Source organism: Kitasatospora dryopteridis, from assembly GCF_050749075.1.
Taxonomy (GTDB): Bacteria; Actinomycetota; Actinomycetes; order Streptomycetales; family Streptomycetaceae; genus Kitasatospora.
Genome location: NZ_CP192749.1, coordinates 6,608,932 through 6,633,363, shown reverse-complemented (window position 1 = coordinate 6,633,363; position 24,432 = coordinate 6,608,932). Strand labels below are relative to the sequence as shown.

Below are 24,432 nucleotides of genomic sequence, written 5' to 3'. Positions count from 1 at the left end.
GCGGCGGTCGCACGTCGTGGTTTCGACCACTGGGCGGGGCTTCATTCATGCTCCGCTGCCCGAAGGGGCACCGAACGCACGAAAAAAGCCCCGCACGGTACAGGCGGGGCTCCACACAACCGGGGCGCCCTCGGCGGGACGCCACTGGCGATCGCGCACCTCGCGGTGCCCGTCGCGGACCGGACCCGTCGACCCGTGGGCCGATCGGGTGGGAGACTGTCGCGGTTGCCCTCTCGGGCCTCCTGGGTGGAGCCTCCACTTGCTGGCCGGGCGTCCATACGGACTCCTGGCCGGTCAGTCTCGAAGCATAGCAGCGTTTCCGCAGCCACCGGTATTCCGGCCCCGCCGACCCGGCCTTGTACGCTCCCTGGTGTAAGAGCGACCGGCCAGACGGAGTGAGTCACCTTGACCAGCCAGCCCCACGAGCACGACGACCCGACGGTCGGCTTCGACGACCTGACCCGCGACATCGCCGAGGTCCCGGCCGTCGAGGTGATCACCACCGTCGCCGTCCACCTCATGAGCGCGGCGGCCGTCAAGTGCGGGCTCGCCGAGGGCGGCGAGGCCGACAAGGACCTGGACGAGGCCCGCAAGCTCATCACCGCCCTGGCCGGTCTGGTGACCGCCGGCGCACCGGAGATCTCCAACTTCCACGCGGCGCCCCTCCGGGACGGCCTGCGCTCGCTCCAGCTCGCCTTCCGCGAGGCCTCCGTCGTCCCGGACGCCCCCGGCGCCGGCCCCGGCGAGAAGTTCACCGGCCCCGTCTACTCCTGACGGGCAGCCCCTCGGGGGCACCATCGAGGGGCGCGGGGAACTGCGCGGTGCGGAAGGTCCGGGCACGGTCCTTCCGCACCGCGCAGTTCCCCGCGCCCCTTGTGGTCGGCCCTGCTCCCCTTGTGGTCGGCCCCACCTACTCGCCCGCGGTGTAGAACGGCTCTTCCGGGAGGCCGGTGCGGAGCAGGGCGAGCTGGAGGCCGCGGTCGAGGCGGACGCGGAGGGTGGCGTCGTCGGCGAGCCCCGCGACCAGCCGGTCGACGGCACTGCGCAGCTCCTCCTCACCTGCACCGTCCGCAGGCACCAGCGCGAGCACCGCGTCGGCCTCGCTGTCCGGCCGGAGGTAGCCGCGGGCCACCACGGGTTCGGCTGCGAGCAGCCCCCGCAGGGCGGCGTGGACGTCCGGGTCGGCGACCGGCCGGACGTAGCGGCGGTTCTCGGCGACGGCCCGCAGCCGGGCGCCGGTGAGCTGGTAGGTGACGGGCCCGGCCGGGTCCACGAGCAGGGTGTCGGCCCGTTCCGAGTAGGCGACCATGGCGGCCTGCGGTGCGGCGACGGGTGCCGGCCGGGCGTCGGCCCGCCAGCGGGCCATGGTCTCCAGCGAGGTGAAGGCGGGAAGCGCGCGCCGCCCGTCCGCGGCCTCGATCACCGGGACGGCCATGTCGCTGGTCTTCTCGTGCTTCAGCCCGTTGGCATCGATCTCGACCTCGCCGAGGACGGCGACGATCGGGACCATCAGCCGGCTCGGGGTGAGGGCCTCCAGCAGTTCGGGCTCCCGTGCGCCGTCCCCGGCCCAGGCGTCCAGGGCGCGGGTGAGGCGGGGGTCGGCGGTGCCGTCGTCGTCGGCGAATCCGGGGTTCGGAATGTTCTTGCGCTCCACCCGTCGAGAGTATGCCTTCCATATGTCCGGCTTCTCAGAAGGTGCTCACCCCGGACTCACCTGAGCCCCATGCACCGGCCGCAGGATCGCCGGCATGACCTCAGCCCGACGGGCCCGCAGGGCCGCCCGCAGGCGCCGGCGCCGGATCCGGCGTGCTGCCGTGGTGCTCGTGCTCGCCCTGACCGCGGCCGGCGCCTGGCTGCACCACACCCGGTCGGCGGGCAGCCGCACGCTGCCGGTGGCGGCGGCCTCCCCCGCGGCCTCCGCGATCGACCTCGACGCCGTGCTCGCCGGGGCGGTGCAGGACGCCGGCGGGCACCTGGCGGTGGCCGTGCTGGACACCGCGTCGGGGGCGGGCGCCGCGTACGGGACCGACCGGTTCGTCACCGCCAGCATCGTCAAGGTGGACATCCTCGCCGCGCTGCTGTGGCAGACCGGCGGCGAGCTGACGGAGCAGCAGCGCAGTGCCGCCGCGCTGATGATCGAGAACAGCGACAACGACGCGACCACCGAGCTGTTCGGCGAGATCGGCGAGGAGGAGGGCCTGGACGCCGCCAACGCCGCCTTCGGCCTCACGGCGACGACGGCGGGCACCGACGGCTACTGGGGTCTGACGACGACCACGGCCGAGGACCAACTGCGGCTGCTGCAGCTGGTGTTCGCGGAGGGCGGGGGCAGTGTGCTGAACGACGCCTCCCGCGCCTACCTGCGGAAGCTGATGGGGCTGATCGCGGCGGACCAGCGCTGGGGCGTGTCGGCGGCGGACGACGACCACGCGGTGGCGCTGAAGAACGGCTGGCTGCCGCGGACGGCGGAGGGGGCCTGGGTGGTGAACAGCATCGGCCGGGTCGTCCACGACGGGCGGGAGCTGCTGGTGGCGGTGCTCACCGACGGCTCGGACACCAAGGAGGAGGGGATCGCCCTGGTGGAGTCGGTCGCGGCCGGCGCTGCCGACAGCCTCACCTCGGCGTCCCCGGAAGCCTCCCCCGCGGCCTCGTCCGCAGCCCCCGCCACGGCCGCTGCGGCGCCGGGCGCACCCGCCTCTACCCAGCGGTAGCCGCCGTGTGGGACGCTGCCGCCATGGCCACCGACCTCGCCCCCGCCGCGCCCGGCACGGTCTCCGACCGCGCCCGTTACGACCGGGCCACCGCGCACCTCGACGCCCCGCTGGCGATCGTCGACCTGGAGGCCTTCGACGCCAATGCGGCGGACCTGGTGCGCCGGGCGGCCGGCAAGCCGATCCGGGTGGCCAGCAAGTCGGTGCGCTGCCGGGCCCTGCTGGAGCGGGTGCTGGCGACCGACGGCTTCTCCGGGATCATGAGCTTCACCCTGGCCGAGTCGGTCTGGCTGGCCCGGCAGGGCTTCACCGACATCGTGCTCGCCTACCCGTCCGCGGACCGCGCCGCGTTCGGCGAGCTGACCGACGACCCGAAGCTCGCCGAGGCGATCACCGTGCTGCTGGACGACCCGGCACAGCTCGACCTGATCGACATCGCCCGCGAGGGGCCGGAGACGGTGCGGGTCTGCCTGGAGCTGGACACCTCGCTGGAGCTGCTCGGCGGGCGGGTCCGGTTCGGCGCCCGGCGCTCGCCGCTGCGCACCCCGGAGGCCCTGGCGGCCTTCGGCGAGCTGGTGCAGAACCGGCCGGGCTTCAAGGTGGTCGGGCTGATGGCGTACGAGGGCCACATCGCGGGCGTGGGCGACCGGGTGGCGGGGCGGCCGGTGCGTTCGCAGCTGGTGCGGCTGATGCAGGCGAAGGCGCGGGCGGAGCTGGCGGAGCGGCGGGCCGCGGTGGTGCGGCGGCTGCGGCAGGTGGCGGACCTGGAGTTCGTCAACGGCGGCGGCACCGGCAGCGTCGAGTCGACGGTCGCCGAGGACGCGGTCACCGAGGTGGCGGCCGGTTCCGGGCTGTACCAGCCGCGGCTGTTCGACAACTACTCGTCGTTCCGGGGGAAGCCGGCGGCGCTGTTCGCGCAGCCGGTGGTGCGGCGCCCGGGCGTGGGCGTGGTGACGGTGCTGGGCGGCGGCTATCCGGCCTCCGGCCCGGCCGGGGCGGACCGCTCCCCCGTGCCGCACCTGCCGGCCGGCCTGCGCTACGACCCGCAGGAGGGCGCCGGCGAGGTGCAGACGCCGCTGCTCGGCGCCGCCGCGGACGACCTGCTGATCGGCGACCGGGTGTGGTTCCGGCACGCCAAGGCCGGCGAGCTGTGCGAGCGCTTCGCGGAGCTGCACCTGGTCGAGGGCGACCGGGTGGTGGAGACGGTGCCGACGTACCGCGGAGAGGGGCGCACCTTCCTCTGATCGGTGCGCCCCTCTCCGGCCCGGCCGTCGGTCAGCTGCCGCCGCCGGGGCCGCGGCCCTGGAAGGCCTTGATGCCCTTGACGATGGTGTCCATCTGGGCGAGGTCGGGGGCCTTGTCGGCGATGTCGAAGCCGAGGTGGACGGCGGCCAGCGTGCCCTGCTTCGCGCCGGGGAAGACCACCGTCTGCACGTAGCCGTCGTTGCCCTCCGGGGCGTCGACCTTCCAGCGCACCAGCCAGCCGCTGCGGCCGGCGACGGTGACCGCCTCCGACTTCAGCTCCTCGTGGGACTTCACGTCGCCGTAGGCCTCCTTGGCGGCCGCCGCGATGTCCTCGAGGGCGGCCTTCTTGGCGTCCGTACCCTCGATGCTGCCGGTGACGACACCGCCGAGCGAGCAGCCGTCCTTGCCGTTGGGGCAGGTGTACGAGCCGATGGTGAGCATGGCGTGGCCGTCACCGGTCATGCTGCCCTCCCACCCGGACGGGACCGGCAGGCGGATGCCGTTGAGCAGGTCGATCGGAGGGGTGCCGTTCTGGCCCCCGCGGCCCTGGCCGCCGCCGTTGCCCTGGCCGTTGCCCTGGCCCTCGCCCGGGAGCGGGAGGCCGTCGCCGGAGCCGCCGAAGGCGTCACTGCCCGGGCCGCCGAGGCGGTAGCGCCCGTCGAACGGGCGGGCGGAGGCTCGGTCTCCGCGGTCGTCCATCGCGAGGTAGGTGATCCCGGAGCCGACCGCGAGGCCGGCCAGGGCCGCCACGGTGGCGGCGACCACGACGGGGCGCGAGGGCCGGCGGCGGGTCTTCGCCGGGGTGGCGTCGGTGACCGGCGGCAGTTCGGGGTAGCGGACGGTCGGGCCGTCCTCCAGGACGCGGCCCTCGATCACGGTCGGCTCGCCGGGCTCACCGGGCTCACCGGGCTCACCGGGCTCACCGGGCTCACCGGGCTCACCGGCGGGGGTCGTGGACCCGGCGACGTCCGCCGGGGTCTCGGCGCCGGGCGCCGGGCGGGTGGTGGCCGTCCAACCCTTGCCGTCCCAGTAGCGCTCGGGGCGGGGGTCGCTGGTGGTGTCCTTCGGGTCCGGGTACCACCCGGCGGGAATCTGCTCGCTCACGCCATCGAATCTAAGGGCGGGCGGATAAGCGCCATATCAGCAGGAGGGCCGAAACGTCCGATTTCCGATGAGATTACGGTGAGAATCGGATCAGACTGCCGTTCACCCCCGCCGCGTCGTCGCTCGCCAGCCAGGCGGTGGTGGCGGCTAGGCGTTCCGCGTCGGCGCCGCCCAAGGCGTTGAACCGGATGCCCTCGGGCCCGAACCGCTCGGCGAGCTCCCGGGTGAGGGCGGCGACCCCGGCGGCCGCCACGGTCGCGGCGATGCCGCCCTCCACGGCCGGGCCGGCCAGGTTCACCACCGAGCCGTGGCCGTGCCGCCGCAGGTACGGCAGGGCGGCGCGGCACCCGAGGAAGACCGCGGTGAGCCGGGTGTCCTGGACGGCCCGCCAGGCGTCCGGCGGGGTCTCCAGCACCGGGCCGTCGGCGGGCGGCGCGCCGGACGGGCCGTTGAACACCGCGTCCACGCCGCCCAGCGTCTCGTACGCCTCGTCGAACAGCGCCTCCACCATGTACTCGTCCAGCGGGTCGGTGTGCACGAACAGGCCGCCCACCGAACGGGCGACGGCCTGGCCCGCCCGTTCGTCCGCGTCCGCGCAGACCACCCGGGCGCCCTCGGCGGCCAGCCGCCGGGCGACCGCCGCCCCCGGCTCACCGGCGAAGCCGCTGACGCCCGACACCACCGCCACCCGCCCGGCCAGCCGCCGCGGCACCGCCCCCGGTTCCGTCCCCGCCATCCGCCACCTCCGACGCCCGCCGTGCACGCTCCGAACCAACACGGTTACCGTACGTCGTAGCGGCCGCGGCGGCGGTGTGGCGCGTGCCGCACCCCCCGATCGCCCCATCACGGCAGTTGAGGAGGCAGAATGCCCGCCATGACTCCTCGGCCTGTCATCGGCATCAGCACCTCTGTCCTGGACGCGGCCTGGGGCCGCTGGGACAGCATCCGCACGGTCCTGCTGGCCGAGCGCTACCCCTCCGTCGTCCAGGCCGCCGGCGGGCTTGCCGTCCTGCTGCCCCCTGACGCGGCGGAGCACGCCGCCGACGCGGTCGCCCGGATCGACGCCCTGGTGATCGCCGGCGGCGCCGACATCGACCCGGCCCGCTACGGCGCACCGCGGCACCCGATGACCGACGGCGGCGAGCCGGAGCGCGACGTCTGGGAGTCCGCCCTGCTGCGGGCCGCCCTCGCCGCCGAGCTGCCGGTGCTCGGCATCTGCCGCGGCATGCAGTTGCTCAACGTGGTCTGCGGCGGCACCCTGCTGCAGCACCTGCCGGACGTGGTCGGCCACCACGGCCACGTGGGCGCGCCCGGCACCTACGGGCGCCACCCGGTGCAGCCGGTGCCGGGCACCCTGCTCGGCGAGCTGCTGCCGGACGCGTCGGTGGACGTGCCGACCTACCACCACCAGGCCGTGGACCGGCTCGGCGAGGGCCTGTCGGTCTCCGCCTGGGCCGAGGACGGCACGGTCGAGGCGATCGAGGGCGCCGGGTTCACCCTCGGCGTCCAGTGGCACCCGGAGCAGGGCGACGACCTGCGGCTGATGACCGCGCTGGTGCGGACGGCCGCCGCGGTCCGGGCGCAGGCCGCGATCACTGCCTGAACGTTCCGCCCGCCTCCCGGTCGGTCCGCCGGCGGGCACGCCGGTCCGGCCCCGCTCGCGGGCGATCGTGCCCGGCCCCGCCCTGCCGTCCTGCTGCTGTCCTGCCCCAGCCCTCCCGGCCGTCCGCCGCGCACCGGCGCACGGACCTTGCCCCGTCCGGGGGAACGGGCGGGGAACGGGCGGTGGGCGGCAACGACAACGGTCACCAGTGCAGCCTTTGGATCTTCGTCGGATCTGGGGTTCACTTCGGATGCGGGCGGCCCTCGTCCGTACGGGCAAGGCGTGCACGAGAGGACTCCGATGGCCGGGCACCACCACGAGCACGACCGCCACGACCACGACCACGGCCCGCAGAAGGGCGGCCACGGCCACGGGCACAGCCACGGGGTGGCCGCCGACGCCGACCGGCGCTGGCTGGTCTCCGCGCTGGTACTGATCACCGTCTTCATGGCGGGCGAGGTCGTGGTCGGCCTGGCGGCGAGTTCGCTGGCCCTGATCTCGGACGCGGCGCACATGCTGACCGACGCGGCGTCGATCGCCCTCGCGCTGGTCGCCATGCGGCTGGCGGCCCGCCCGGCCCGCGGCGGCTACACCTACGGGCTGAAGCGGGCCGAGATCCTCTCCGCGCAGGCCAACGGCGTCACCCTGCTGGTGCTCTCCGCCTGGCTCGCGTACGAGGCGGTGACCCGGCTGATCGACCCGCCCGAGGTGGACGGTTCGCTGGTGCTGGTCACCGCGCTGGTCGGCATCGTCGTCAACCTGGCCGCCACCTGGTGCATGTCCCGGGCCAACCGCAGCTCACTGAACGTCGAGGGCGCCTTCCAGCACGTGGTGACCGACCTGTACGCCTTCATCGCGACCGCGATCGCGGGCGCGGTGGTGATGCTCACCGGCTTCGTCCAGGCGGACGCGATCGCCTCGCTGGTGGTGGTGGCGCTGATGCTGAGGGCCGGCGCCGGGCTCGTCCGGGACTCCGCGCGGATCTTCCTGGAGGCCGCCCCGGCCGGCATCGACCCGGACACCGTCGCCGACCGGCTGGTCACCGTGCCGCTCGTCGAGGAGATCCACGACCTGCACATCTGGGAGATCACCTCCGGCGAGCCGGCACTCTCCGCGCACATCCTGGTCGCCCCCGGCGGCGACTGCCACGCCGTCCGCCGCGAACTCCAGCGCCAGGTCCGCGAGGAGTACGGCATCACGCACGCCACCCTCCAGGTCGACCACCTCGGCGAGGAGGGGCCGCAGGAGCTGCTGCAGATCACCCGCGCGTCGGCCGCGGCCGCCGGCGACGAGCACTGCGCGGACGCCCACGGCCCGGTGCACCGCAGCGGCCCGCACCCGCACTGACGCCCCGACAGGGGTCCACCGGCGACGGCGGACCGACACCGACACACCGGTACGGCATGATGCGAGGGGTGACCGCACCGCGCCTGATGCTGCTCGACACGGCGAGCCTCTACTTCCGTGCCTACTTCGGCGTGCCGGAGTCCCTGAAGTCCCCCGCCGGCGAACCGGTGAACGCCGTCCGCGGGCTGCTCGACTTCATCGCCCGGCTCGTCCAGGACCACCGCCCCGACCAGCTGGTCGCCTGCATGGACGCCGACTGGCGGCCGCAGTGGCGGGTCGACCTGATCCCCACCTACAAGACCCACCGGCTCGCCGCCGAGCCGGCCGTCGAGGGCGAGGAGGAGATCCCCGACACGCTCTCCCCGCAGGTGCCGGTGATCGAGCAGGTCCTCGACGCCCTGGGCATCGCCCGGGTCGGCGTCCCCGGCTACGAGGCCGACGACGTCATCGGCACCCTCACCACCCGCGCCGCAGGGCCGGTCGAGATCGTCACCGGCGACCGCGACCTCTTCCAGCTCGTCGACGACGCCCGCGGCATCACCGTGCTCTACCCGGTCAAGGGCGTCGGCTCGGCCGAACGCATCGACAACGCCCACCTGCTGGAGAAGTACGGCGTCGGCGGGGCCTCGTACGCGGACATGGCCGCCCTGCGCGGCGACACCAGCGACGGGCTGCCCGGGGTCAAGGGGATCGGCGAGAAGACCGCCGCCCAGCTGATCCAGACCTACGGCGACCTCGCCGGGGTGCGCGCCGCGGCCGCCGACCCGTCCTCCAAGCTCACCCCCGCCCGCCGGAAGAACCTCCTGGAGGGCGCCGCCTACCTGGACGTCGCCCCCACCGTCGTCCGGGTCGCCACCGACATCCCGCTGCCCGCCTTCGACCCCGCCCTGCCCGCCGAACCCCTGGACCCGATGGCCCTGGAATCCCTCGCCGACCGCTGGGGCCTCGGCAGCTCCCTCGACCGCGTCCTCACCGCCCTCGCCGGCAGGTGAGCCCGCCGGGCTGCCGGGGTGCGCACCCGGCAGCCCCGTGACGAGGGGCCGATCAGTTCGTCCAGGCCCGCACCGTGTTCGGCGCGATCCCGGTCAGGTTCGTGAGGGGCCGCGTTCCGGGCACTCCGCAGACCCTCGCGCGGACGCACGATTCAGCCCGTGACGACGGTCTGGATCTCCTTCACCGCGACGTCCTGCGGGGTGCTGGTGCTGGTGCCGTCCGGCAGTGCCCCGGTCGGGGCGGCATAGGGGTTGGCGCTCGCCGTCCACGTCACCTTCCAGGTGATCCGGCCGGTGAGCGGGTACCGCTTGCCGTTGGTGGCGCGCTGGTAGGTGATGTTGCAGCCGCTCCCCTCCGAGTTGACCTGGTACGACCCCCCGGCCTTGGCCATGGGGTAGGTGCAGCGGCTCGGGGCTGCCTCGTCGGTGCCGGCGTCGACCTGGAGCGAGACTGGGACGGCGAGCGTGCTGGCCGCGATGCGCACCCCCAGCACGTCGAGCTGGGCAGTCACGGACACCGGGGCAAGTGGCTGGTCGAGCTTCACGTAGGTGGGCAGGTTCACGACCTGGCTGTCGGCGGCGGGCGACAGCGCCACCTGCACGCTGGGGAGCTTGGTCGCGGCGTACGCGATCCGGGAAAGGAGCTGCGGGGTCACGGCTGGCACGCCTGCCGGCGGCCCGGCCGGGGTCACCCACGTCTCCCCGGCCTTCTGGAAGCACTGCTCGTAGCTGGGCAGGTCCCACGCCCGATTGGCGAAGGTCAGCCCCCACCACAGGCCGTCCTTGCCCTTGTTGAAGTCGATCGCCTTCAGGGCCTCGTACTGCGGATAGACGTACTGCTTGAACGATCCGGCGGCCGGAAGGATCTCGTTCTCCCAGTACGCCTGGTACTGCTCGGCAGTGAAACGGGGCTCGAACCAGCACGGCGGCGGGGTCCACGACGTGTCATCCGCGGTGAGGTGCTGCACGCCCTGCCCGCCACCGCTGTTCACGGTGAGCCGCACCTGTGAGGTGATCGACGTGCCGGTTGATGTACCGGTGCCGCCGCCGCCGTGGTCGTACGCGGCGGCGGGCACGGCAAGAGCGGCGACCAGGGCGGCGGCGACCGGTCCGGCGGCCAGTCGGCGGGCCCCGGTCACTGCTGGCACTCCTTCGCACCCTGCACCCACGTCGCGGTGTCGATCTGCCAGTCACCGGACGGAAGCTTCTTCGCCGAGACGTGCCACGCGTAGTAGTCCTTCGGGCTCGGCGCGGTGGTCGCCACCGCCCCGGTCGTCGTGTTCTTGGCGTAGGCGTGCGACGAGTCCTCGCAGTAGTTGACCACTGCGGTCTGCTGCCCGGTGACCTGCGCGGTGGCCTTGGTGTAGACGACCGTGCCGGTCGGGCGGACGCCGCTCTTGGCCGCGTCCGCGATGTTCTTCGCAACTGCGACCGCGGCGGCCCCGGTCAGGTAGCGGTCCGCAACGGGACCGCCACTCTTCCCGGTGGCCAACCCCTGGTAGTACGCGGTCATCGCGTACCCGACGTCACGCAGCAATGCGCGCTGGGCGTCGTCGGCGGCCTCGAACTCGATCTTCACCACCATGTCCGCGGGGAGCTGGAACGTGGGCGCTCCGGGGGCGGCGCTGCTGGCTGGTGCGGCGCTGGTGCCGACCGCACTGCTGGCCGCCCCCTGGATCTGGTCCCCCGGCGTGGCCGTGCTCCCGCTGCTGCCGCACCCGGCGAGCACAACGGCCGCTGCCACCGCTGCCGCCGTACGGGCTGCCTGACCCCGTGTCATCACTCGTGTCCCCCTTTGATCTCAGGTCGCTCCGGACACGATAGAGCCGAACATCCGTGCGGCGCCGGAGAAATCCGGCCCGCCCGACCCGATGTCACACGTGTCGGACGCGCATCACACCAGGTCCCCGCAGGCCCGGCCGGTGCGCTCGACGTCGACTTCGCAATCTCCTGCACGGTCCAGGTGACGGCGGCGCGGACGGCTTGAGGCGACGGCGCCGGACCGGGCCCTGACCGAACGTCACCGGCCCTCGCCGCCAGGCTCTCTGGACTCGGGCTCCGGCGCTCGCCGCGGAAGGAGCAGCCGCCATCCTCCTACAACGCCCGCCCGCCGGACCACCGGTGGTCCCTGGCCGGATGGGCGTTCCCCGGGGACGCGCCCGGCCCGACGGCCCGAAGGGCGCGGGGAACCGCGCGGGGGCAGGGGGCTGCGGTTCGCAGCCCTCCGTCCCACGCGGTCCCTTCGCGCCCGACGGTGGCCTGCGACTACCCCACCGAGGAGTAGGCGATGATGCCGCGGCGGAGGGCGTCGACGGCCTTGCGGGCGGTGGCGCGGAGGTCGGTGTCCTCGCCGGCTGCGTCCTGGATCTGGCCGAGGACGTCGATCAGCTGCTTCGTCCAGCGGACGAAGTCGCCGGCCGGGAGTTCGGCGTCGCGGAGGACGGCGTCCAGGTTGTGCCCGAGGGCCCAGCGCCAGGCGACCCAGGCGAAGCCGAGGTCGGGTTCGCGCTGGCCGACGCCCTCCGCGGTGGAGATCCTGTGCTGCTCCTCCAGTGCGTCGAGGTGGCCCCAGATGCGGACCATCTTGCCGAGCGCCTCCTTGGCCGCACCCTCCGGCACCCGCGGTGCGACGGCGTCGTCGGACTGCCGGGCCTCATAGACGAGGGCCGAGGCGCAGGCGGCGAGCTCGGCCGCGGAGAGGCCCTTCCAGACGCCTTCGCGGATGCACTCCGAGGCGAGCAGGTCGAGCTCCCCGTAGAGCCGGCCGAGCCGCTTGCCGTCGTCGGTGACGGTGTCGCCCTGCAGGTAGCCGAGGTCGGAGAGCAGGCCGCAGACCCGGTCGAAGGTGCGGGCGATGGTGTGGGTGCGGGAGCGCATCCGGCGTTCGAGCAGTTCGGTGTCGCGGTGCAGCCGGTGGAAGCGCTCGGCCCAGCGGGCGTGGTCCTCGCGCTCGTTGCAGCCGTGGCAGGGGTGCCGACGGAGTTCGGCCCGCAGCCGGGTGATCTCCGGGTCGTCGGCGGCGGCCGCGCGCCCGCGGCGGAACCGCTCGGGTTCGAGGTGGCCGGCCTTGGTGCGCAGGGCGGAGGCGAGGTCGCGGCGGGACTGCGGGCTGCGCGGGTTGAAGGACTTCGGGATCCGCATCCGTTCGATGGCGGCGACCGGGTGCGGGAAGTCGATCATGGCGAGCCGCTTGACCTGGCGTTCGGCGGTGAGCACCACCGGGCGCGGGCCGTCCTGGTAGTCGGGGTGCCGGGGGCCGCCGCGGTTGCCGCGGCCGACCGGCGGCAGGCCGGGGTCGAGGACGAGCGCGAGGCCGGCGAACTTGCCGGTGGGCACGTGGATGACGTCGCCGGGCTTGAGCTGCTCGATGGACTCGACGGCGGCGGCGCGGCGCTGGCTGGTGCCCTCGCGGGCGAGCTCGTTCTCACGGTCCTTCAGCTGCCGCCGCAGGGCCATGTACTCGTCGAAGTCACCGAGGTGACAGGTCATCGACTCGCGGTAGCCCTCCAGGCCCTCCTCGTTGCGCTGGACCTGGCGCGCGATGCCGACCACCGAGCGGTCGGCCTGGAACTGGGCGAAGGAGGTCTCCAGCAGCTCGCGGGAGCGGTGGCGGCCGAACTGGCCGACCAGGTTGACCGCCATGTTGTACGAGGGCCGGAAGGAGGACTTCAGCGGGTAGGTGCGGGTGCCGGCGAGGCCGGCGAGCGCCTCCGGGTCGAGGCCGCGCTGCCAGAGCACGACCGCGTGGCCCTCGACGTCGATGCCGCGGCGCCCTGCGCGGCCGGTGAGCTGGGTGTACTCGCCGGGGGTGATGTCGGCGTGGGTCTCGCCGTTCCACTTGACGAGCTTCTCCATGACCACCGAGCGGGCGGGCATGTTGATGCCCAGGGCGAGGGTCTCGGTCGCGAAGACGGCCTTGACCAGGCCCTTCACGAAGAGCTCCTCGACGACCTCCTTGAAGCGGGGCAGCATGCCGGCGTGGTGGGCGGCGATGCCGCGCTCGAGCCCGTCCAGCCACTCGAAATAGCCGAGGACGTGGAGGTCCTCGTCGGGGATGTCGTAGCAGCGCTGCTCGACGATCTCGCGGACCTGGCGGCGTTCGCTGTCGCGGTTGAGCCGCAGGCCGGAGGCCAGGCACTGCTGGACGGCGGCCTCGCAGCCGGCCCGGCTGAAGATGAAGGTGATCGCGGGCAGCAGGCCCTCGGCGTCGAGGCGCTCGATGACGTCGAGCCGGCCGGGCGTCCAGACCCGGCCGGGGCGGCCGGCGGGCATGGAGCGGCCGCGGCCCTTGGCGAAGCGGTCGCGCCCGCCGCGGTCCATCTCGGAGCGGGCCAGCCGGACGAGCTCGGGGTTGACGGCCTTGGCCGGGTTGCGCGGGGCGTCCTTGGGCCGGCCGTCTCTGTCCGGGTTGGCGAACAGGTCGTACATCCGGTTGCCGGCCATGACGTGCTGCCACAGCGGGACGGGCCGGTGCTCGGAGACGATCACCCTGGTGCCGCCGCGGACGGTGTCCAGCCAGTCGCCGAACTCCTCGGCGTTGGAGACGGTGGCGGAGAGCGAGGCCAGCACCACGGACTCCGGGAGGTGGATGATGACCTCCTCCCAGACGGCACCGCGGAAGCGGTCGGCCAGGTAGTGCACCTCGTCCATCACCACGTAGCCGAGGCCTTCGAGGGCGCTGGAGCCCGCGTAGAGCATGTTGCGCAGCACCTCGGTGGTCATGACCACCACGGGTGCGTCGCCGTTGACGCTGTTGTCGCCGGTGAGCAGGCCGACCTTGGCGGCGCCGTAGCGCTTCACGAGGTCGCCGAACTTCTGGTTGGACAGCGCCTTGATCGGCGTGGTGTAGAAGCACTTGCGGCCGCTCGCGAGGGCCAGGTGCACGGCGAACTCGCCGACGATGGTCTTGCCGGAGCCGGTGGGCGCTGCGACCAGCACGCCCTCGCCCGCCTCCAGGGCCCGGCAGGCCTCGATCTGGAAGGGGTCGAGCGGGAAGTCGTAGAGCTGCTGGAAGCCGTGGAGGGCGGTGGCCTGCTCGGCGGCCCGGCGGCGGGAGGCCGCGTACGCCTCGGCCGGGCTGAGCTGCTCCTCCTCGGGCAGGGGGGAGTTCATCGGCGTCACCTTCTCTTCCCGTGGGTGTACTGCCCGTGCGGGCGGGACGGGTGCGCAGACGGCGACGCCTGCGGCCGCGGAGCCGGTCCGACCTGGGGTCCGACCGGGGCGCAGCGGGTGTGGTGGGTGTGGTGATCGAGCATCTCGCCCAGAGGTTACCCGGCGTGGCCGACATCGATAGCACCCTTTTCCGGGTCCTGCGGGGAGTGCCCGCGGGTGCTTCGCCGGCGGCTGTCACGGGGTGCGGTCGGGCCGCTGCGATGGGTCGCAGGCGTGTTCGGCGCGGGCCCCGTGAATGGCCGTCGCTGGCCCTGTGAATGGCCGTTCAATCACATCCTTAGTTGCAAATGTCTTCAAGTTGCCGTCGAACCGACGTCAAAAGTCATGCACTCACTCATCCATGATCTATTTCGATCATCCAGCGAAGATTTCGCGACCGTCTCCCTACAGTCGTTGCCGAACCCGCCCCGAACGGCGCGGGCACCGCGACAGCAGGAGGAAGACGATGGCGAACCCGGAGACCGCGCTCAAGGAGGCCATGACGATCGAGGGCGCGATCGGCGTCGCCCTGGTCGACTACGGCAGCGGTATGGCCCTCGGGACGCTCGGCGACTCCGCCGAGCTCGACCTCAACGTGGCAGCCGCCGGCAACACCGACCTCGTCCGGGCCAAGATGCGGACGATGGAGATGCTCAACCTGCAGGACAACGGGATCGAGGACATCCTGATCACCCTCAGCAGCCAGTACCACCTGATCAGGCCGCTCACCACCTCCAGCGGCCGCGGCCTCTTCCTCTACCTGGCGCTCGCCCGCAGCCGCTCCAACCTCGCCATGGCCCGTCACCAGCTGAAGCGGATCGAGGCCGGACTTGAGGTCTGACCCGGCCCGCGGCCGCACTGACCCGGAGCCGGAGAGGGGGCCGAGTGCCCGTACCGCTGTACCAGGCCAAGGCCGAGTTCTTCCGGATGCTCGGCCATCCCGTCCGCATCCGGGTGCTGGAACTGCTGCAGGCAGGCCCCACCCCCGTCCGTGATCTGCTCGCGGACATCGAGATCGAGCCGTCCAGCCTCTCCCAGCAGCTCGCCCAGCTGCGCCGGGCCGGCCTGGTGACGGCGACCCGGGACGGCTCCACCGTCGTCTACGCACTGGCCGGCGCCGATGTCGCCGACCTGCTCCGTGCGGCGCGCCGCATCCTGACGGAGCTCATCCAGGACCAGGGCGTCCTGCTGGCGGAGCTCAGGGCCTCCGACTGACCGGCCCGCGCGGCCTTCGCCCGACACCACCCCGAGGACCACCGCCTGCCGGGCGGGGGATCGATGACGCACGTTCACACGTCTTCCATGTGACCGATGACATGTGAAATATTACCCGCGCTCATCCGACCACCCCCGCCCGGAAAGGACCGGTCCGTTGAAGCGCACACCCTCCACAGCCCTCGCGGCTGCGCTCGCCTTCAGCATCACGGCCGTCGGCATACCCGCCGCCTCGGCCGCAGCGGCGCCCTTACCCGCACCCCGGCTCGCCGCCGAACCCCCGCAGGGCGCCGAGGGACCCCAGCCCGAACCCGCCCCCCAGGAGCGCAAACGGCAGGCCCTGCGTGCCGAGGCGCTGGAACAGCTCAACCGCGGCAGCGTCGCCCGCACCCCCGACCACCGCGCCCCCTCCCGGGTCCGGATCGGCGACGACTACGTCCAGCTCGGCCTGGAGCGCCGCGACAAGGTCTTCGTCATCCTCGCCCAGTTCGGCGACCAGGTGGACGACACCACCCTCCACAACGGGCAGGTCCGCTACGGCGGCACCCCCGGCCCCCGGCACAACGCCATACCGAAGCCGGACGCGAGCGACACCCACACCTACTGGAAGTCCGACTTCGACCGGGACTACTACCGGCGGATGTTCTTCGACGCCACCCCGGGCGCCAACTCGGTGCGCAACTACTACCGCACCCAGTCCTCCGGCCGGTACGACATCGAGGGCACCGTCAGCGACTGGGTGACCGTCCCCTGGAACGAGGCCCGGTACGGCTCCAACAAGGGCCCGCAGGGCAGCGGCGCCTGGACCCAGGCGCACGAGTTCGTCCGGGACGCGGTCAAGGCCTGGTACGACGGCGAGATCGCCAAGGGCCGCACGCCCGCCGCGGTGAAGGCCGAACTCGCCCAGTACGACGTCCACGACCGCTACGACCACGACAGGGACGGGAACTTCGACCGGCCGGACGGCTACCTCGACAACGTGATCGTGGTGCACGCCGGCGTCGACGAGACCTGGGGCGGCGGCGCCCAGGGCACCGACGCCCTGTGGGCGCACCGCAGTTGGGCCTTCCCCGACCCGAGCGGACGCACCGGCCCGGAGGGCGACCGGATCGGCGGCGTGCCGGTCGGCGACAGCGGCCTCTACGTCTACGACTACCTGCAGGCCGGCGAGAACAGCGGCGTGGGCCTCTTCTCCCACGAGTACGGCCACAACCTCGGCCTGCCCGACCTCTACCCGCTGACCGGCGGCGACAACTCCGTCAACTTCTGGTCGCTGATGTCCTCCGGGTCCTACCTGGGCACCGGCCGCAGGAACACCACCGGCGAGTACCCGGGCGACCTGGACGCCTGGAGCCGGCTGCAGCTCGGCTGGCTCAACTACGACGAGGCCCAGGCCGCCACCCGATCCAGCCACGCCCTCGGGGTGAGCGGCTACAACACCGACCAGGCCCAGGCCGTCCTCGTCCACCTGCCCCCGGGCCGCACCACCACCGACCTCGCCGACCCGTACGAGGGCGGCGCCCAGTGGTGGAGCGACACCGGCGACAACCTGGACAGCTCGCTGGCCCGCACGGTGGACCTGACCGGGCGCAGCGGCCCCGCCGCACTGGACGCCGCCGCCTGGTACGACCTGGAACAGGACTACGACTTCCTCACCGTGGAGGCCTCCACCGACGACGGCAGGACCTGGCGCCCGCTGCCCGGCACCGCCGACGGCGCACCGATCCCCGCCACACCCGCCGGCACACCCGGCCTCAGCGGCACCTCCGGCGGCTGGAAGCAGCTGCACATCCCGCTGGACGGCCTCACCGGCGGCACCGTGAAGCTGCGCTTCCACACCACCTCCGACTCCAACACCCACGGCAAGGGGGCGCTGGTCGACGGCGTGCGGGTCACCGCCGGGGGCAGCGAACTCTTCGCGGACGGCGCCGAGCACGGCGGCGACCCGGCCTGGACGGCCACCGGCTACTCCGTGGTGCAGGGCCGCGCGGCGGTGCGCGAGCACCCGCGGGCCTACCTGGTGGAGAACCGGCGGTACGCGGGCTACGGCGCCTACCTGCGGACGGGCCCCTACAACTTCGGGTACACCGGCGTGGCCGGCAAGCAGGGGGTGATCGACACCTACCCGTACCAGGAGGGCGTGCTGGTCTGGCTGTGGGACACCGCGTACTCCGACAACAACACCAAGGACCACCCGGGCAGCGGCCTGATCCTGCCGGTGGACGCGCACCCTGGGGCGATCCGCTTCAAGGACGGCACCCCGGTGAACGGGCGGGCGCAGTCCTTCGACGCGGTGTTCTCCCTCAAGCCCACCACCGCCTTCACCCTGCACAAGGCGGGCGAGGCGGTGCGGATCGGCGCCGAGCCCGCGGTGCCGGCCTTCGACGACCGCCGCGGCACCTACACCGACCCGGCACTGCCGCAGCTCGGCGTGGCCGTGCCGGACACCAACACCAGGATCGAGGTCGTCCGGGAGGGCCAGGGCGGACGGATCACCACCGTCCGCGTCGGCCCGGCCTCCTGACCCGCCGGCGCCCGTAGGGGCGCCGGGGCACCTCCCGGCCGAAGGCCGGGGCGAAACCGCCCCTGAGCGGCCGCCCCGGCCTTCGGAGGCGCCTTCAGTACCCGTACCCGGCGGCGCCGGTCCTCAGCAGGGCGAAGGCGGTGGCGGTGTCCTCGACGGCCTGCCGGTGGGCATCCTCCTCCGGCAGGCCGTCGGACAGCCGTTGCCAGTTGGTACGGGTGAGGTCCTGCCGGACCGAGACGAACTGGGTGGCCAGCAGCCGGGCGGTCAGCTCGCCGGGGCCGCCGAGGGCTTCGGCGAGCAGCTCGGTGTCGCGGGCGATCCAGTCGAACAGGTGCGAGGAGAGGCTGGGCGTCCCGTAGACCAGCCGGTGGAAGGCGAGCACCTGCGGCTCCGCGCAGAGCCCGGTGGCCGGGTCGCGGGCGGCGAGCCGGTCGAGCAGGTGGTGCTCCAGGGCGTCCAGCGGGGTCTGCCCGGAGCCGCGGGCGGCGACCACGCGGCCGGACTCGCCGAGGTGGTCGGCGATCCGGTGCAGGACCAGCTCCTCCTTGCTCGGGAAGTAGCGGAACAGGGTGGGCTTGGAGACCTCGGCGGCGGCGGCGATCTCGAGCACCGAGACCCCGTCGAAGCCGTGCGCGAGGAACAGGCCGATCGCCGTGTCGGCGATGGCCTGCCGGGTGCGCTCCTTCTTGATGGTCCGCAGACCGGGCGGCTCGTTCATGGTGCCGATTCTAACCCGGGCTCTTTTGTTACCGGGTTGCATTTCTTACCGGGTTGCTGTTCCATGGCGTTGTCCGGGCCTTCCACAGCTGCGCCCGGCCCTCGGGGAGGAGCTCCGCCATGACCGCACCCAGCACGACGCCCGTCCTGATCTCCGGCGCCGGGCCGACCGGCCTGACGCTCGCCTGCCTGCTCGCCCGCCAGGGCGTGGCCGTCCGGGTGGTCGAGCGGGCGCCCGGCCCGCACACGGGTTCGCGCGGCAAGACCCTCAACGCGCGCAGCCTGGAGGTGCTCGCCGACCTCGGCCTCGCCGATGCCCTGCTGGCCTCCGGCCGCAGCCGGCTGTCCTTCCACCGCTACTTCGAGGGCGCGTTCGTCGCCGAGTCCGACCCGGCGGCCGACACCGCACCCACCCCCGGCGCCCCGTACCCGGGCTCGCTCTTCCTGCCGCAGGACCGGGTCGAGGAGTTGCTGCGGGCCCGGCTGGCCGAGCTGGGCGCGGCGGTCGAGTTCGACACCGAGCTCACCGGCTTCGAGCAGGGCGGCGGGCAGGTGAGGGCGCACTTCGCGGACGGGCGGACGGCCACCGCGCAGTACCTGGTCGGCTGCGACGGCGGGCGGAGCACCGTCCGCAAGCGGCTGGGCGTGGCGTTCACGGGCACCGGCGAGCCGGAGCCTGCCATGGTGGTGGGCGATCTGGAGCTGAGCGGCCTGGAGCCGGACGCCTGGCACCAGTGGTTCGGCCCGCAGGGCGCACTGCTGCTCTGCCCGTTCGGCGACGGCGACCGGCGCTGGCAGGTGCAGGCCACGCCGGAAACCGGCCCCGACGGCACGGCGCTCGCCCCCTCACTGGAGGGCTTCCGGCGGATCGTCGCCCGGCACACCGGGCGCGAGGACATCCGGGTGCACCGGGCCGGCTGGCTCTCCAGCTGGCGGGTCAACGTGCGGATGGCAGAGCGGTACCGGGTGGGCCGGGTGCTGCTGGCGGGCGATGCCGCGCACGTCCACCCGACCGCGGGCGGGCTCGGCATGAACACCGGCATCCAGGACGCATGGAACCTCGGCTGGAAGCTCGGGGCGGTGCTGGCAGGCCGGGCCCGGCCCGCGCTGCTCGACAGCTATCAGGAGGAGCGCCTACCGATCGCCGCCTGGACGCTGCAGACCTCCGCCGCCGGGATGGAGGCCGTCATCCGGGGCGCAAGGACACCAGGGGTCGGCGTGGAGGCCACCCGGATCGCCGACCTCACCGGCCTCTCGCTCGGCTACCGCTGGAGCAGTCTCGCCGAGGACGGGCTCGGCGGTCTGCTGCAGGCCGGAGACCGGGCACCGGACGCCCCCTGCGCCGACGCCGAGGGGCGGCCGATACGGTTCCTCGAGGCGTTCGCAGGCGATCGGTTCACCCTGCTCGCCTTCGGCCACCGACCGGCCACCGGCCTGCCCGGACACCTCCGCACGATAACCGTGGACACGGACGACCCGGCGGGGCTGCGGGACACCGGCGGGCATGCGCACCGGGCGTACGGCGTCGAGGGTCGGGCCCTGGTGCTCGTCCGGCCGGACAACCATGTGGCGCTGACCGCCCGGAAGGGTGAGGAGAAGGGCGTCCTCGACTATCTCGCCCGCTTGTAAAGACTTCTTTCTAAAGATATCTTTACATGCATGACCGAGGACCGTCCGGAACCGCCGCCACCCGACACCGTGCACCTCAGCGACCCGCGGGCGCTGCGGGCGTACGCGCACCCCACCCGGATGGCCCTGGTCGGGCTGCTCCGCCGGGAGGGCCCGCTCACCGCCACCCGGGCCGCCGAGCTGATCGGCGAATCGGTGGCCAGCTGCTCCTTCCACCTCCGCCAGCTCGCCAAGTACGGGCTGGTGGAGGAGGCCGGTGGCGGCCGCGGGCGTGAGAAGCCCTGGCGGGCCACCGCCCTGTTCACCAGCTGGGACACCGCCGCGGCGGACCCGGCGGCCGCCGAGGCGGCCGGCGCCCTCCAGCGCACCGTCGTCGACCGGTACGCCGCCCTGGCCGCCCGCTGGCTGGACGGCCAGGGCGAGGAGTCGCCCGCCTGGCGTCGCGCCGCCGGCCTCGACGACACCCTGCTGCACCTCACCGCGGAGGAGCTCGCCGACCTCACAGCGCGGATGGACGAGCTGACCCGCCCGTACCTGGGCCGGCTCGGCGCCGGGGCCGAGCGCCCGGCCGGCAGCCGCCCGGTCCTGCTCGTCCGAATGGCCCTGCCCACCGATCCGCCGCACGCCACCGATCCGCCGCACGCCACCGATCCACCGCACGCCACCGATCCACCGCACGACGGCCCCGCCGCCGGCCCGACCGAGGAGTCCGCACGGTGACCGCGCCGACGACCGCCCACGCCGACCAGCCCGACCACGGGCCCGAGGCCCCCGAGGCTTCCGAGGCTTCCGAGGCTTCCGCCGGCGTCGATGCCCTCGAGTCCCTCGAGTCCTCCGGCACCCCGGCTGCGCCGGACGGTCCGCTCCCTCCGGAGCGCCCCGGCCGGCGGCTGATACCCGCACTGCTGCGGGTCACCGAGTTCCGCCGCTACTGGACGGGCCAGACCGTCTCGGCCGTCGGCGACCAGATCACCCTGATCGTGCTGCCGCTGGTCGCCGTCACCACCCTGCACGCCGACGCCGGCCGGATGGGCCTGCTCACCGCGGCCGGCTGGCTGCCCAGCCTGCTCTTCGCGCTGCACGCCGGCACCTGGGCGGACAGCCGCTCCGACCGCCGCCGGATCATGATCGCCGCCGACATCGGGCGGGCCGTCCTGCTGCTCACCGTGCCGATCGCCTACCTGCTGGGCGCGCTGACGCTCACCCAGCTGTTCGTGGTGGCCTTCGCCATGGGCACCCTGTCGGTGCTGTTCGACGTGTGCAACCCGCCGCTGTTCGTCTCCGTCGTCCCCGCAGACCGCTACGTGGAGGGCAACTCGCTGGTCAATGGCAGCCGGGCGATGTCCGCGGCGGCCGGCCCGGGCCTCGGCGGCGGGCTCGTCCAACTGCTGGCCGCCCCGCTGGCGCTGGTCGCCGACGCGCTCTCCTTCCTCGCCTCGGCTCTCGCCCTGGGCAGCATCCGGCCCACCGAGCCCCCGGCCGAGCCGCGCTCCCGCGGCCGGATCTCCGCCGGGCTCAAGTTCATCGCCACCACACCCGTGATGCGGGCGGCCCTGCTCGGCACGGCCACGGTGAACCTCTTCACCTTCATGATCGCGGCGCTGTTCGTGCTGTACGCCACCACCGAGCTCGGCCTGTCCGCCGGGCTGCTCGGCGCGGTGCTGAGCGCCGGAGCGGTCGGCGGACTGCTCGGCGCGGCCGTCACCGGGCGGATCAGTCGCCGGATCGGCATCGGCCGGGCCGCGGTGCTCGGCCTGATCGCCTACCCGGCGCCGCTGCTGCTCATCCCCGCGGCACGCGGAGGCACCTGGACGGTGGTCGGCCTGCTGCTGGCCGCGGTGTTCGGCTCGGGCATCGGCGTGATGATCCTCGATATCACAGTCGGCTCGCTCTTCGCGGCAGTAATCCCGGATCGGCTCCGATCCCGGGTCTCCGGCGCCTATCAGGCGGTGAACTACGGCATCCGTCCGCTAGGTTCGCTTCTGGGAGGGGTGCTTGGAAGCACGCTCGGCCTGCGGCCGGCGCTCTGGGTTGCCGCCGTCGGCGCACTCACCTCGTTCCTGTGGCTGCTGCCCTCGCCGATTCCCGGCCTCCGGACCCTGCCCGACTCGCAGGAGGAGAAGGGGAGCTGACCGCACGTCAGCACTTTGCAAAGCTTCGGGCATATGCCCGAGGAATGTGCCGGAACCCTCCCCCGTGCCACCACCGGCGCGGTAGCGTTACGCCCCGATGGGGCTACAGCCAGTAAGGACGTGGCCACGGACGCGTCTCGGGGGCGCTTAGGAGGGGTGCGAACCATTGCCGGGGATCGACGACTGCCTGCTCGAAGCGATGACCATCACCGGGGCTCTCGGCGCCAGCCTGGTCGACTGGACCAGCGGCCTCGCCCTCGGTGCGGCCGGCGCCGGCCCGGGCGGTGACCACGACGCGGGGGCGGCCGACGCCACCGAGGTCGCCCGCGCCATCACCCAGACCTCGTCCTTCGCCGACCCCGCCGCCAGAACCGCCCCGGCCGAGGACGTCATCGTCACCTCGGCCGGCACCTACCACCTGATCCGCTTCGTGGAGACGGCCTTCGACAGCAGCGTCTTCCTCTACCTGCGGCTGGATCGGGCCACCGCCAACCTCGCCATGGCCAGGATGCGATTGGCCGGCATTGCGGACGGGCTGGTGCTCGCCTGATGCAGCCGACCCTGCAACCCGCCCCGCACCCGGTCCCCGCGCCGGTCCTGCAACCCGCCCCGCAGCCGCTCCCCGCGCCGGTCCTCCAACCCGCCCGTCCCGCGTTCAGGCTGCCGCGCCGGCACCGCTCGGGCTTCGCCCCGGCCACCGTCTTCGAGGCCGCACTGGCCGACCTCGCCTCCGACCGGGCCACCGGGGCGCTGCACGGCTCCGCGGGCACCGTCCACCTGGTCGACGGCGAGGTGGTGCACGCCGAGAGCCCGGCCACCCCGGACGTCGGCACGCTGCTCACCTCGGCCGGCCGGCTCTCCGCCCGCACCTGGGCCGACGCCATGGCCGCCGCCCGTGGCCGCCCCGCCGCCGAGCACCTCGTCAGCACCGGCTGCATCGGCCGCGGCGAACTGGAGCTCTGCCAGGTCACCGCGGTGCTCGACGCCGCCTTCTTCGCGCTGCCGCAGAACGACGGCCCGATCGGCTTCCTGCCGGGCGTCCGCCCGGCGCTGACCCTCGCCCGTCCGCTGGCCGCCGGGGCCGTGCGGATCGCCGTCGCCCGGCGGCGCGCCCTGCTGGACCGCACCTTCGCGGCCGCCGGGCTGGACGAGGCCCCGGTCCGCGCCCGCTCCGAACCCGCCGGACCGGAGCGGCGGACCGCCGCCTTCGGCGCCAGGGCACGGGCCGTCCTCGCCGCGGCGGACGGCTACCGCACCCCCGCCCAGATCGCCCGCCTGCTCGGCCGGTCCGCCTACACCACCCTGCTCGACATCCGGCACCTCGCGGCCGCCGGGCTCATCGAGATCCCGGCGCCCAGGGACGGGCCCGCGCCGACCGTCGCAGCCGCACCCCCGGTGGCCGCGCCCGCCCCGCCGTCCGCCCCGGCGCGGACGGACGGAGTGCCGCCGCAGGCCGGGCCGCCCCCGGCCCACCCGGAGGTGCTGCTGCCGTCGCCGGCCCTGCACGACTTCCCGCCAGATCCGGAGATCGCCCTGCTGCTCCGGATCCGAGCCGCCCTGGAGGCCCGACTGTGAGCGTCCCACCCGCCCGTACGCCGTTCCGGGCCGCGTCATGAAGCGCGCCCTGCGCCAGTTCACGGCGAAGCGGTCACCCGCCCTGCCCGAGCCCGAGGTGCTCAACGAGCTGCGCGGGCTGCGCGCCACCGTGCCGCACCTGACCGGCGGACTGGTCGCCACCACCGACGGGCTGGTGGTCGCCCACGACACCAACGGCCTGGAGCCGGAGGGCCTGGCGGCGCTCACCGCGGCCGCCCTCGGCGTCGGTTCCAGGCTGATCGAGGCCAGCGGCCAGGGCGGCTTCCGCGAACTGCTCACCCGCGGCGAGAACGGCTACACCGCGACCTACGCGGCCGGCGGCTACGTCGTCCTGACCCTGTTCGCCGGGCCGGACGCCAACGTGGGCCGGCTGCACTTCGAGGCCCGCCGGGCCGGCGGCCGGATCGCCGCGATAGCCGACGCCGCCCTGGAGCGCCAGGACCGTCCCTGAATCCGAACCACC

Annotated in this window: 23 protein-coding genes; 16 read left to right on the top strand and 7 right to left on the bottom strand. The window is 73.8% G+C overall.

What is annotated here, in order from left to right; translation table 11 throughout:
- The first annotated feature begins 405 nt into the window (after positions 1 to 405).
- Positions 406 to 774, top strand: a complete 369-nt coding sequence (locus ACQ614_RS29895) for a DUF1844 domain-containing protein (RefSeq protein WP_363494966.1) — start codon at positions 406 to 408, stop codon at positions 772 to 774.
- 136 nt (positions 775 to 910) lie between these two features.
- Here ACQ614_RS29895 and ACQ614_RS29890 read toward each other — a convergent pair whose 3' ends face one another.
- On the bottom strand, positions 911 to 1,654 hold the full coding sequence (locus tag ACQ614_RS29890) for an SseB family protein (RefSeq protein WP_431681963.1): 744 nt from the start codon (positions 1,652 to 1,654) through the stop codon (positions 911 to 913).
- 94 nt (positions 1,655 to 1,748) lie between these two features.
- On the opposite strand from ACQ614_RS29890, the gene ACQ614_RS29885 reads away from it, so the two are divergent.
- Positions 1,749 to 2,711: a serine hydrolase gene (locus ACQ614_RS29885; RefSeq protein WP_431681962.1), complete on the top strand. Its 963-nt coding sequence runs from the start codon at positions 1,749 to 1,751 to the stop codon at positions 2,709 to 2,711.
- A gap of 23 nt (positions 2,712 to 2,734) precedes the next feature.
- Entirely contained in the window at positions 2,735 to 3,955 is a 1,221-nt protein-coding gene (locus tag ACQ614_RS29880) for an amino acid deaminase/aldolase (protein ID WP_431681960.1), read from the top strand.
- A gap of 31 nt (positions 3,956 to 3,986) precedes the next feature.
- Here the strand turns inward: ACQ614_RS29880 and ACQ614_RS29875 are convergent, their stop codons facing one another.
- Entirely contained in the window at positions 3,987 to 5,060 is a 1,074-nt protein-coding gene (locus ACQ614_RS29875) for a DUF2510 domain-containing protein (RefSeq protein ID WP_431681958.1), read from the bottom strand.
- 73 nt (positions 5,061 to 5,133) lie between these two features.
- The gene (locus ACQ614_RS29870; protein ID WP_431681957.1) at positions 5,134 to 5,796 is read right to left on the bottom strand and encodes an SDR family oxidoreductase; all 663 of its coding nucleotides are present in this window, start codon (positions 5,794 to 5,796) and stop codon (positions 5,134 to 5,136) included.
- 138 nt (positions 5,797 to 5,934) lie between these two features.
- Between ACQ614_RS29870 and ACQ614_RS29865 the strand changes: the two genes are divergently transcribed.
- The 3 genes from ACQ614_RS29865 to ACQ614_RS29855 all read left to right on the top strand — a co-directional run bounded on the left by ACQ614_RS29865 (position 5,935) and on the right by ACQ614_RS29855 (position 9,002).
- Positions 5,935 to 6,663 (top strand): gamma-glutamyl-gamma-aminobutyrate hydrolase family protein, encoded by a 729-nt coding sequence (locus ACQ614_RS29865; protein ID WP_363494976.1) that lies wholly within the window; start codon positions 5,935 to 5,937, stop codon positions 6,661 to 6,663.
- A 300-nt stretch (positions 6,664 to 6,963) separates the two neighbouring features.
- Positions 6,964 to 8,010, top strand: coding sequence for a cation diffusion facilitator family transporter (locus tag ACQ614_RS29860; RefSeq protein ID WP_431684059.1), 1,047 nt, complete (start codon positions 6,964 to 6,966; stop codon positions 8,008 to 8,010).
- Between the two features lie 86 nt (positions 8,011 to 8,096).
- The gene (locus ACQ614_RS29855) at positions 8,097 to 9,002 is read left to right on the top strand and encodes a 5'-3' exonuclease (protein ID WP_431684058.1); all 906 of its coding nucleotides are present in this window, start codon (positions 8,097 to 8,099) and stop codon (positions 9,000 to 9,002) included.
- Between the two features lie 152 nt (positions 9,003 to 9,154).
- On the opposite strand, the gene ACQ614_RS29850 is transcribed toward ACQ614_RS29855, so the two are convergent.
- Complete coding sequence (locus ACQ614_RS29850) at positions 9,155 to 10,141, bottom strand: hypothetical protein (RefSeq protein ID WP_431681956.1); 987 nt, start codon at positions 10,139 to 10,141, stop codon at positions 9,155 to 9,157.
- Positions 10,138 to 10,581: a hypothetical protein gene (locus ACQ614_RS29845; RefSeq protein ID WP_431681953.1), complete on the bottom strand. Its 444-nt coding sequence runs from the start codon at positions 10,579 to 10,581 to the stop codon at positions 10,138 to 10,140. Before ACQ614_RS29845 ends, ACQ614_RS29850 begins: the two co-directional genes overlap by 4 nt.
- A gap of 4 nt (positions 10,582 to 10,585) precedes the next feature.
- Between ACQ614_RS29845 and ACQ614_RS29840 the strand changes: the two genes are divergently transcribed.
- On the top strand, positions 10,586 to 10,771 hold the full coding sequence (locus ACQ614_RS29840) for a hypothetical protein (protein ID WP_431681952.1): 186 nt from the start codon (positions 10,586 to 10,588) through the stop codon (positions 10,769 to 10,771).
- 496 nt (positions 10,772 to 11,267) lie between these two features.
- Here the strand turns inward: ACQ614_RS29840 and ACQ614_RS29835 are convergent, their stop codons facing one another.
- The gene (locus ACQ614_RS29835; protein ID WP_431681949.1) at positions 11,268 to 14,114 is read right to left on the bottom strand and encodes a DEAD/DEAH box helicase; all 2,847 of its coding nucleotides are present in this window, start codon (positions 14,112 to 14,114) and stop codon (positions 11,268 to 11,270) included.
- A 505-nt stretch (positions 14,115 to 14,619) separates the two neighbouring features.
- Between ACQ614_RS29835 and ACQ614_RS29830 the strand changes: the two genes are divergently transcribed.
- The 3 genes from ACQ614_RS29830 to ACQ614_RS29820 all read left to right on the top strand — a co-directional run bounded on the left by ACQ614_RS29830 (position 14,620) and on the right by ACQ614_RS29820 (position 17,892).
- A complete protein-coding gene (locus ACQ614_RS29830) occupies positions 14,620 to 14,994 on the top strand; it encodes a hypothetical protein (protein WP_263102517.1) in 375 nt (124 codons plus the stop codon).
- Between the two features lie 44 nt (positions 14,995 to 15,038).
- Positions 15,039 to 15,368, top strand: coding sequence for an ArsR/SmtB family transcription factor (locus ACQ614_RS29825; RefSeq protein WP_363494979.1), 330 nt, complete (start codon positions 15,039 to 15,041; stop codon positions 15,366 to 15,368).
- Between the two features lie 157 nt (positions 15,369 to 15,525).
- Positions 15,526 to 17,892 carry an immune inhibitor A domain-containing protein gene (locus ACQ614_RS29820; protein WP_431681948.1) on the top strand — a complete coding sequence of 789 codons (2,367 nt, stop codon included), beginning with the start codon at positions 15,526 to 15,528 and terminating at the stop codon, positions 17,890 to 17,892.
- 94 nt (positions 17,893 to 17,986) lie between these two features.
- On the opposite strand, the gene ACQ614_RS29815 is transcribed toward ACQ614_RS29820, so the two are convergent.
- A complete protein-coding gene (locus ACQ614_RS29815) occupies positions 17,987 to 18,613 on the bottom strand; it encodes a TetR/AcrR family transcriptional regulator (protein WP_431681946.1) in 627 nt (208 codons plus the stop codon).
- A 119-nt stretch (positions 18,614 to 18,732) separates the two neighbouring features.
- On the opposite strand from ACQ614_RS29815, the gene ACQ614_RS29810 reads away from it, so the two are divergent.
- The 6 genes from ACQ614_RS29810 (at position 18,733) to ACQ614_RS29785 (ending at position 24,420) form a co-directional block, all read left to right on the top strand.
- A complete protein-coding gene (locus ACQ614_RS29810) occupies positions 18,733 to 20,241 on the top strand; it encodes an FAD-dependent monooxygenase (protein WP_431681944.1) in 1,509 nt (502 codons plus the stop codon).
- Between the two features lie 30 nt (positions 20,242 to 20,271).
- Positions 20,272 to 20,961 carry a winged helix-turn-helix domain-containing protein gene (locus tag ACQ614_RS29805; RefSeq protein WP_431681942.1) on the top strand — a complete coding sequence of 230 codons (690 nt, stop codon included), beginning with the start codon at positions 20,272 to 20,274 and terminating at the stop codon, positions 20,959 to 20,961.
- Positions 20,958 to 22,373, top strand: a complete 1,416-nt coding sequence (locus ACQ614_RS29800) for an MFS transporter (RefSeq protein ID WP_431681941.1) — start codon at positions 20,958 to 20,960, stop codon at positions 22,371 to 22,373. Before ACQ614_RS29805 ends, ACQ614_RS29800 begins: the two co-directional genes overlap by 4 nt.
- Positions 22,374 to 22,539: 166 nt before the next feature.
- The gene (locus ACQ614_RS29795; protein ID WP_363494989.1) at positions 22,540 to 22,923 is read left to right on the top strand and encodes a hypothetical protein; all 384 of its coding nucleotides are present in this window, start codon (positions 22,540 to 22,542) and stop codon (positions 22,921 to 22,923) included.
- Positions 22,923 to 23,948: a transcriptional regulator gene (locus tag ACQ614_RS29790; protein ID WP_431681940.1), complete on the top strand. Its 1,026-nt coding sequence runs from the start codon at positions 22,923 to 22,925 to the stop codon at positions 23,946 to 23,948. Before ACQ614_RS29795 ends, ACQ614_RS29790 begins: the two co-directional genes overlap by 1 nt.
- Before the next feature lie 37 nt (positions 23,949 to 23,985).
- A complete protein-coding gene (locus ACQ614_RS29785; protein WP_431681938.1) occupies positions 23,986 to 24,420 on the top strand; it encodes a roadblock/LC7 domain-containing protein in 435 nt (144 codons plus the stop codon).
- The last annotated feature ends 12 nt before the right edge of the window (positions 24,421 to 24,432 follow it).

What these genes read in the sequence shown, in the direction of transcription:
- ACQ614_RS29840 (WP_431681952.1), top strand. Translation starts at nt 10,586, where the DNA reads ATGTCCGCGGGGAGCTGGAACGTGGGCGCTCCGGGGGCGGCGCTGCTG.
- ACQ614_RS29785 (WP_431681938.1), top strand. Translation starts at nt 23,986, where the DNA reads ATGAAGCGCGCCCTGCGCCAGTTCACGGCGAAGCGGTCACCCGCCCTG.
- ACQ614_RS29835 (WP_431681949.1), bottom strand. Translation starts at nt 14,114, where the DNA reads ATGAACTCCCCCCTGCCCGAGGAGGAGCAGCTCAGCCCGGCCGAGGCG.
- ACQ614_RS29815 (WP_431681946.1), bottom strand. Translation starts at nt 18,613, where the DNA reads ATGAACGAGCCGCCCGGTCTGCGGACCATCAAGAAGGAGCGCACCCGG.
- ACQ614_RS29870 (WP_431681957.1), bottom strand. Translation starts at nt 5,796, where the DNA reads ATGGCGGGGACGGAACCGGGGGCGGTGCCGCGGCGGCTGGCCGGGCGG.
- ACQ614_RS29805 (WP_431681942.1), top strand. Translation starts at nt 20,272, where the DNA reads ATGACCGAGGACCGTCCGGAACCGCCGCCACCCGACACCGTGCACCTC.
- ACQ614_RS29865 (WP_363494976.1), top strand. Translation starts at nt 5,935, where the DNA reads ATGACTCCTCGGCCTGTCATCGGCATCAGCACCTCTGTCCTGGACGCG.
- ACQ614_RS29790 (WP_431681940.1), top strand. Translation starts at nt 22,923, where the DNA reads ATGCAGCCGACCCTGCAACCCGCCCCGCACCCGGTCCCCGCGCCGGTC.
- ACQ614_RS29830 (WP_263102517.1), top strand. Translation starts at nt 14,620, where the DNA reads ATGGCGAACCCGGAGACCGCGCTCAAGGAGGCCATGACGATCGAGGGC.
- ACQ614_RS29810 (WP_431681944.1), top strand. Translation starts at nt 18,733, where the DNA reads ATGACCGCACCCAGCACGACGCCCGTCCTGATCTCCGGCGCCGGGCCG.
- ACQ614_RS29860 (WP_431684059.1), top strand. Translation starts at nt 6,964, where the DNA reads ATGGCCGGGCACCACCACGAGCACGACCGCCACGACCACGACCACGGC.
- ACQ614_RS29855 (WP_431684058.1), top strand. Translation starts at nt 8,097, where the DNA reads ATGCTGCTCGACACGGCGAGCCTCTACTTCCGTGCCTACTTCGGCGTG.
- ACQ614_RS29885 (WP_431681962.1), top strand. Translation starts at nt 1,749, where the DNA reads ATGACCTCAGCCCGACGGGCCCGCAGGGCCGCCCGCAGGCGCCGGCGC.
- ACQ614_RS29880 (WP_431681960.1), top strand. Translation starts at nt 2,735, where the DNA reads ATGGCCACCGACCTCGCCCCCGCCGCGCCCGGCACGGTCTCCGACCGC.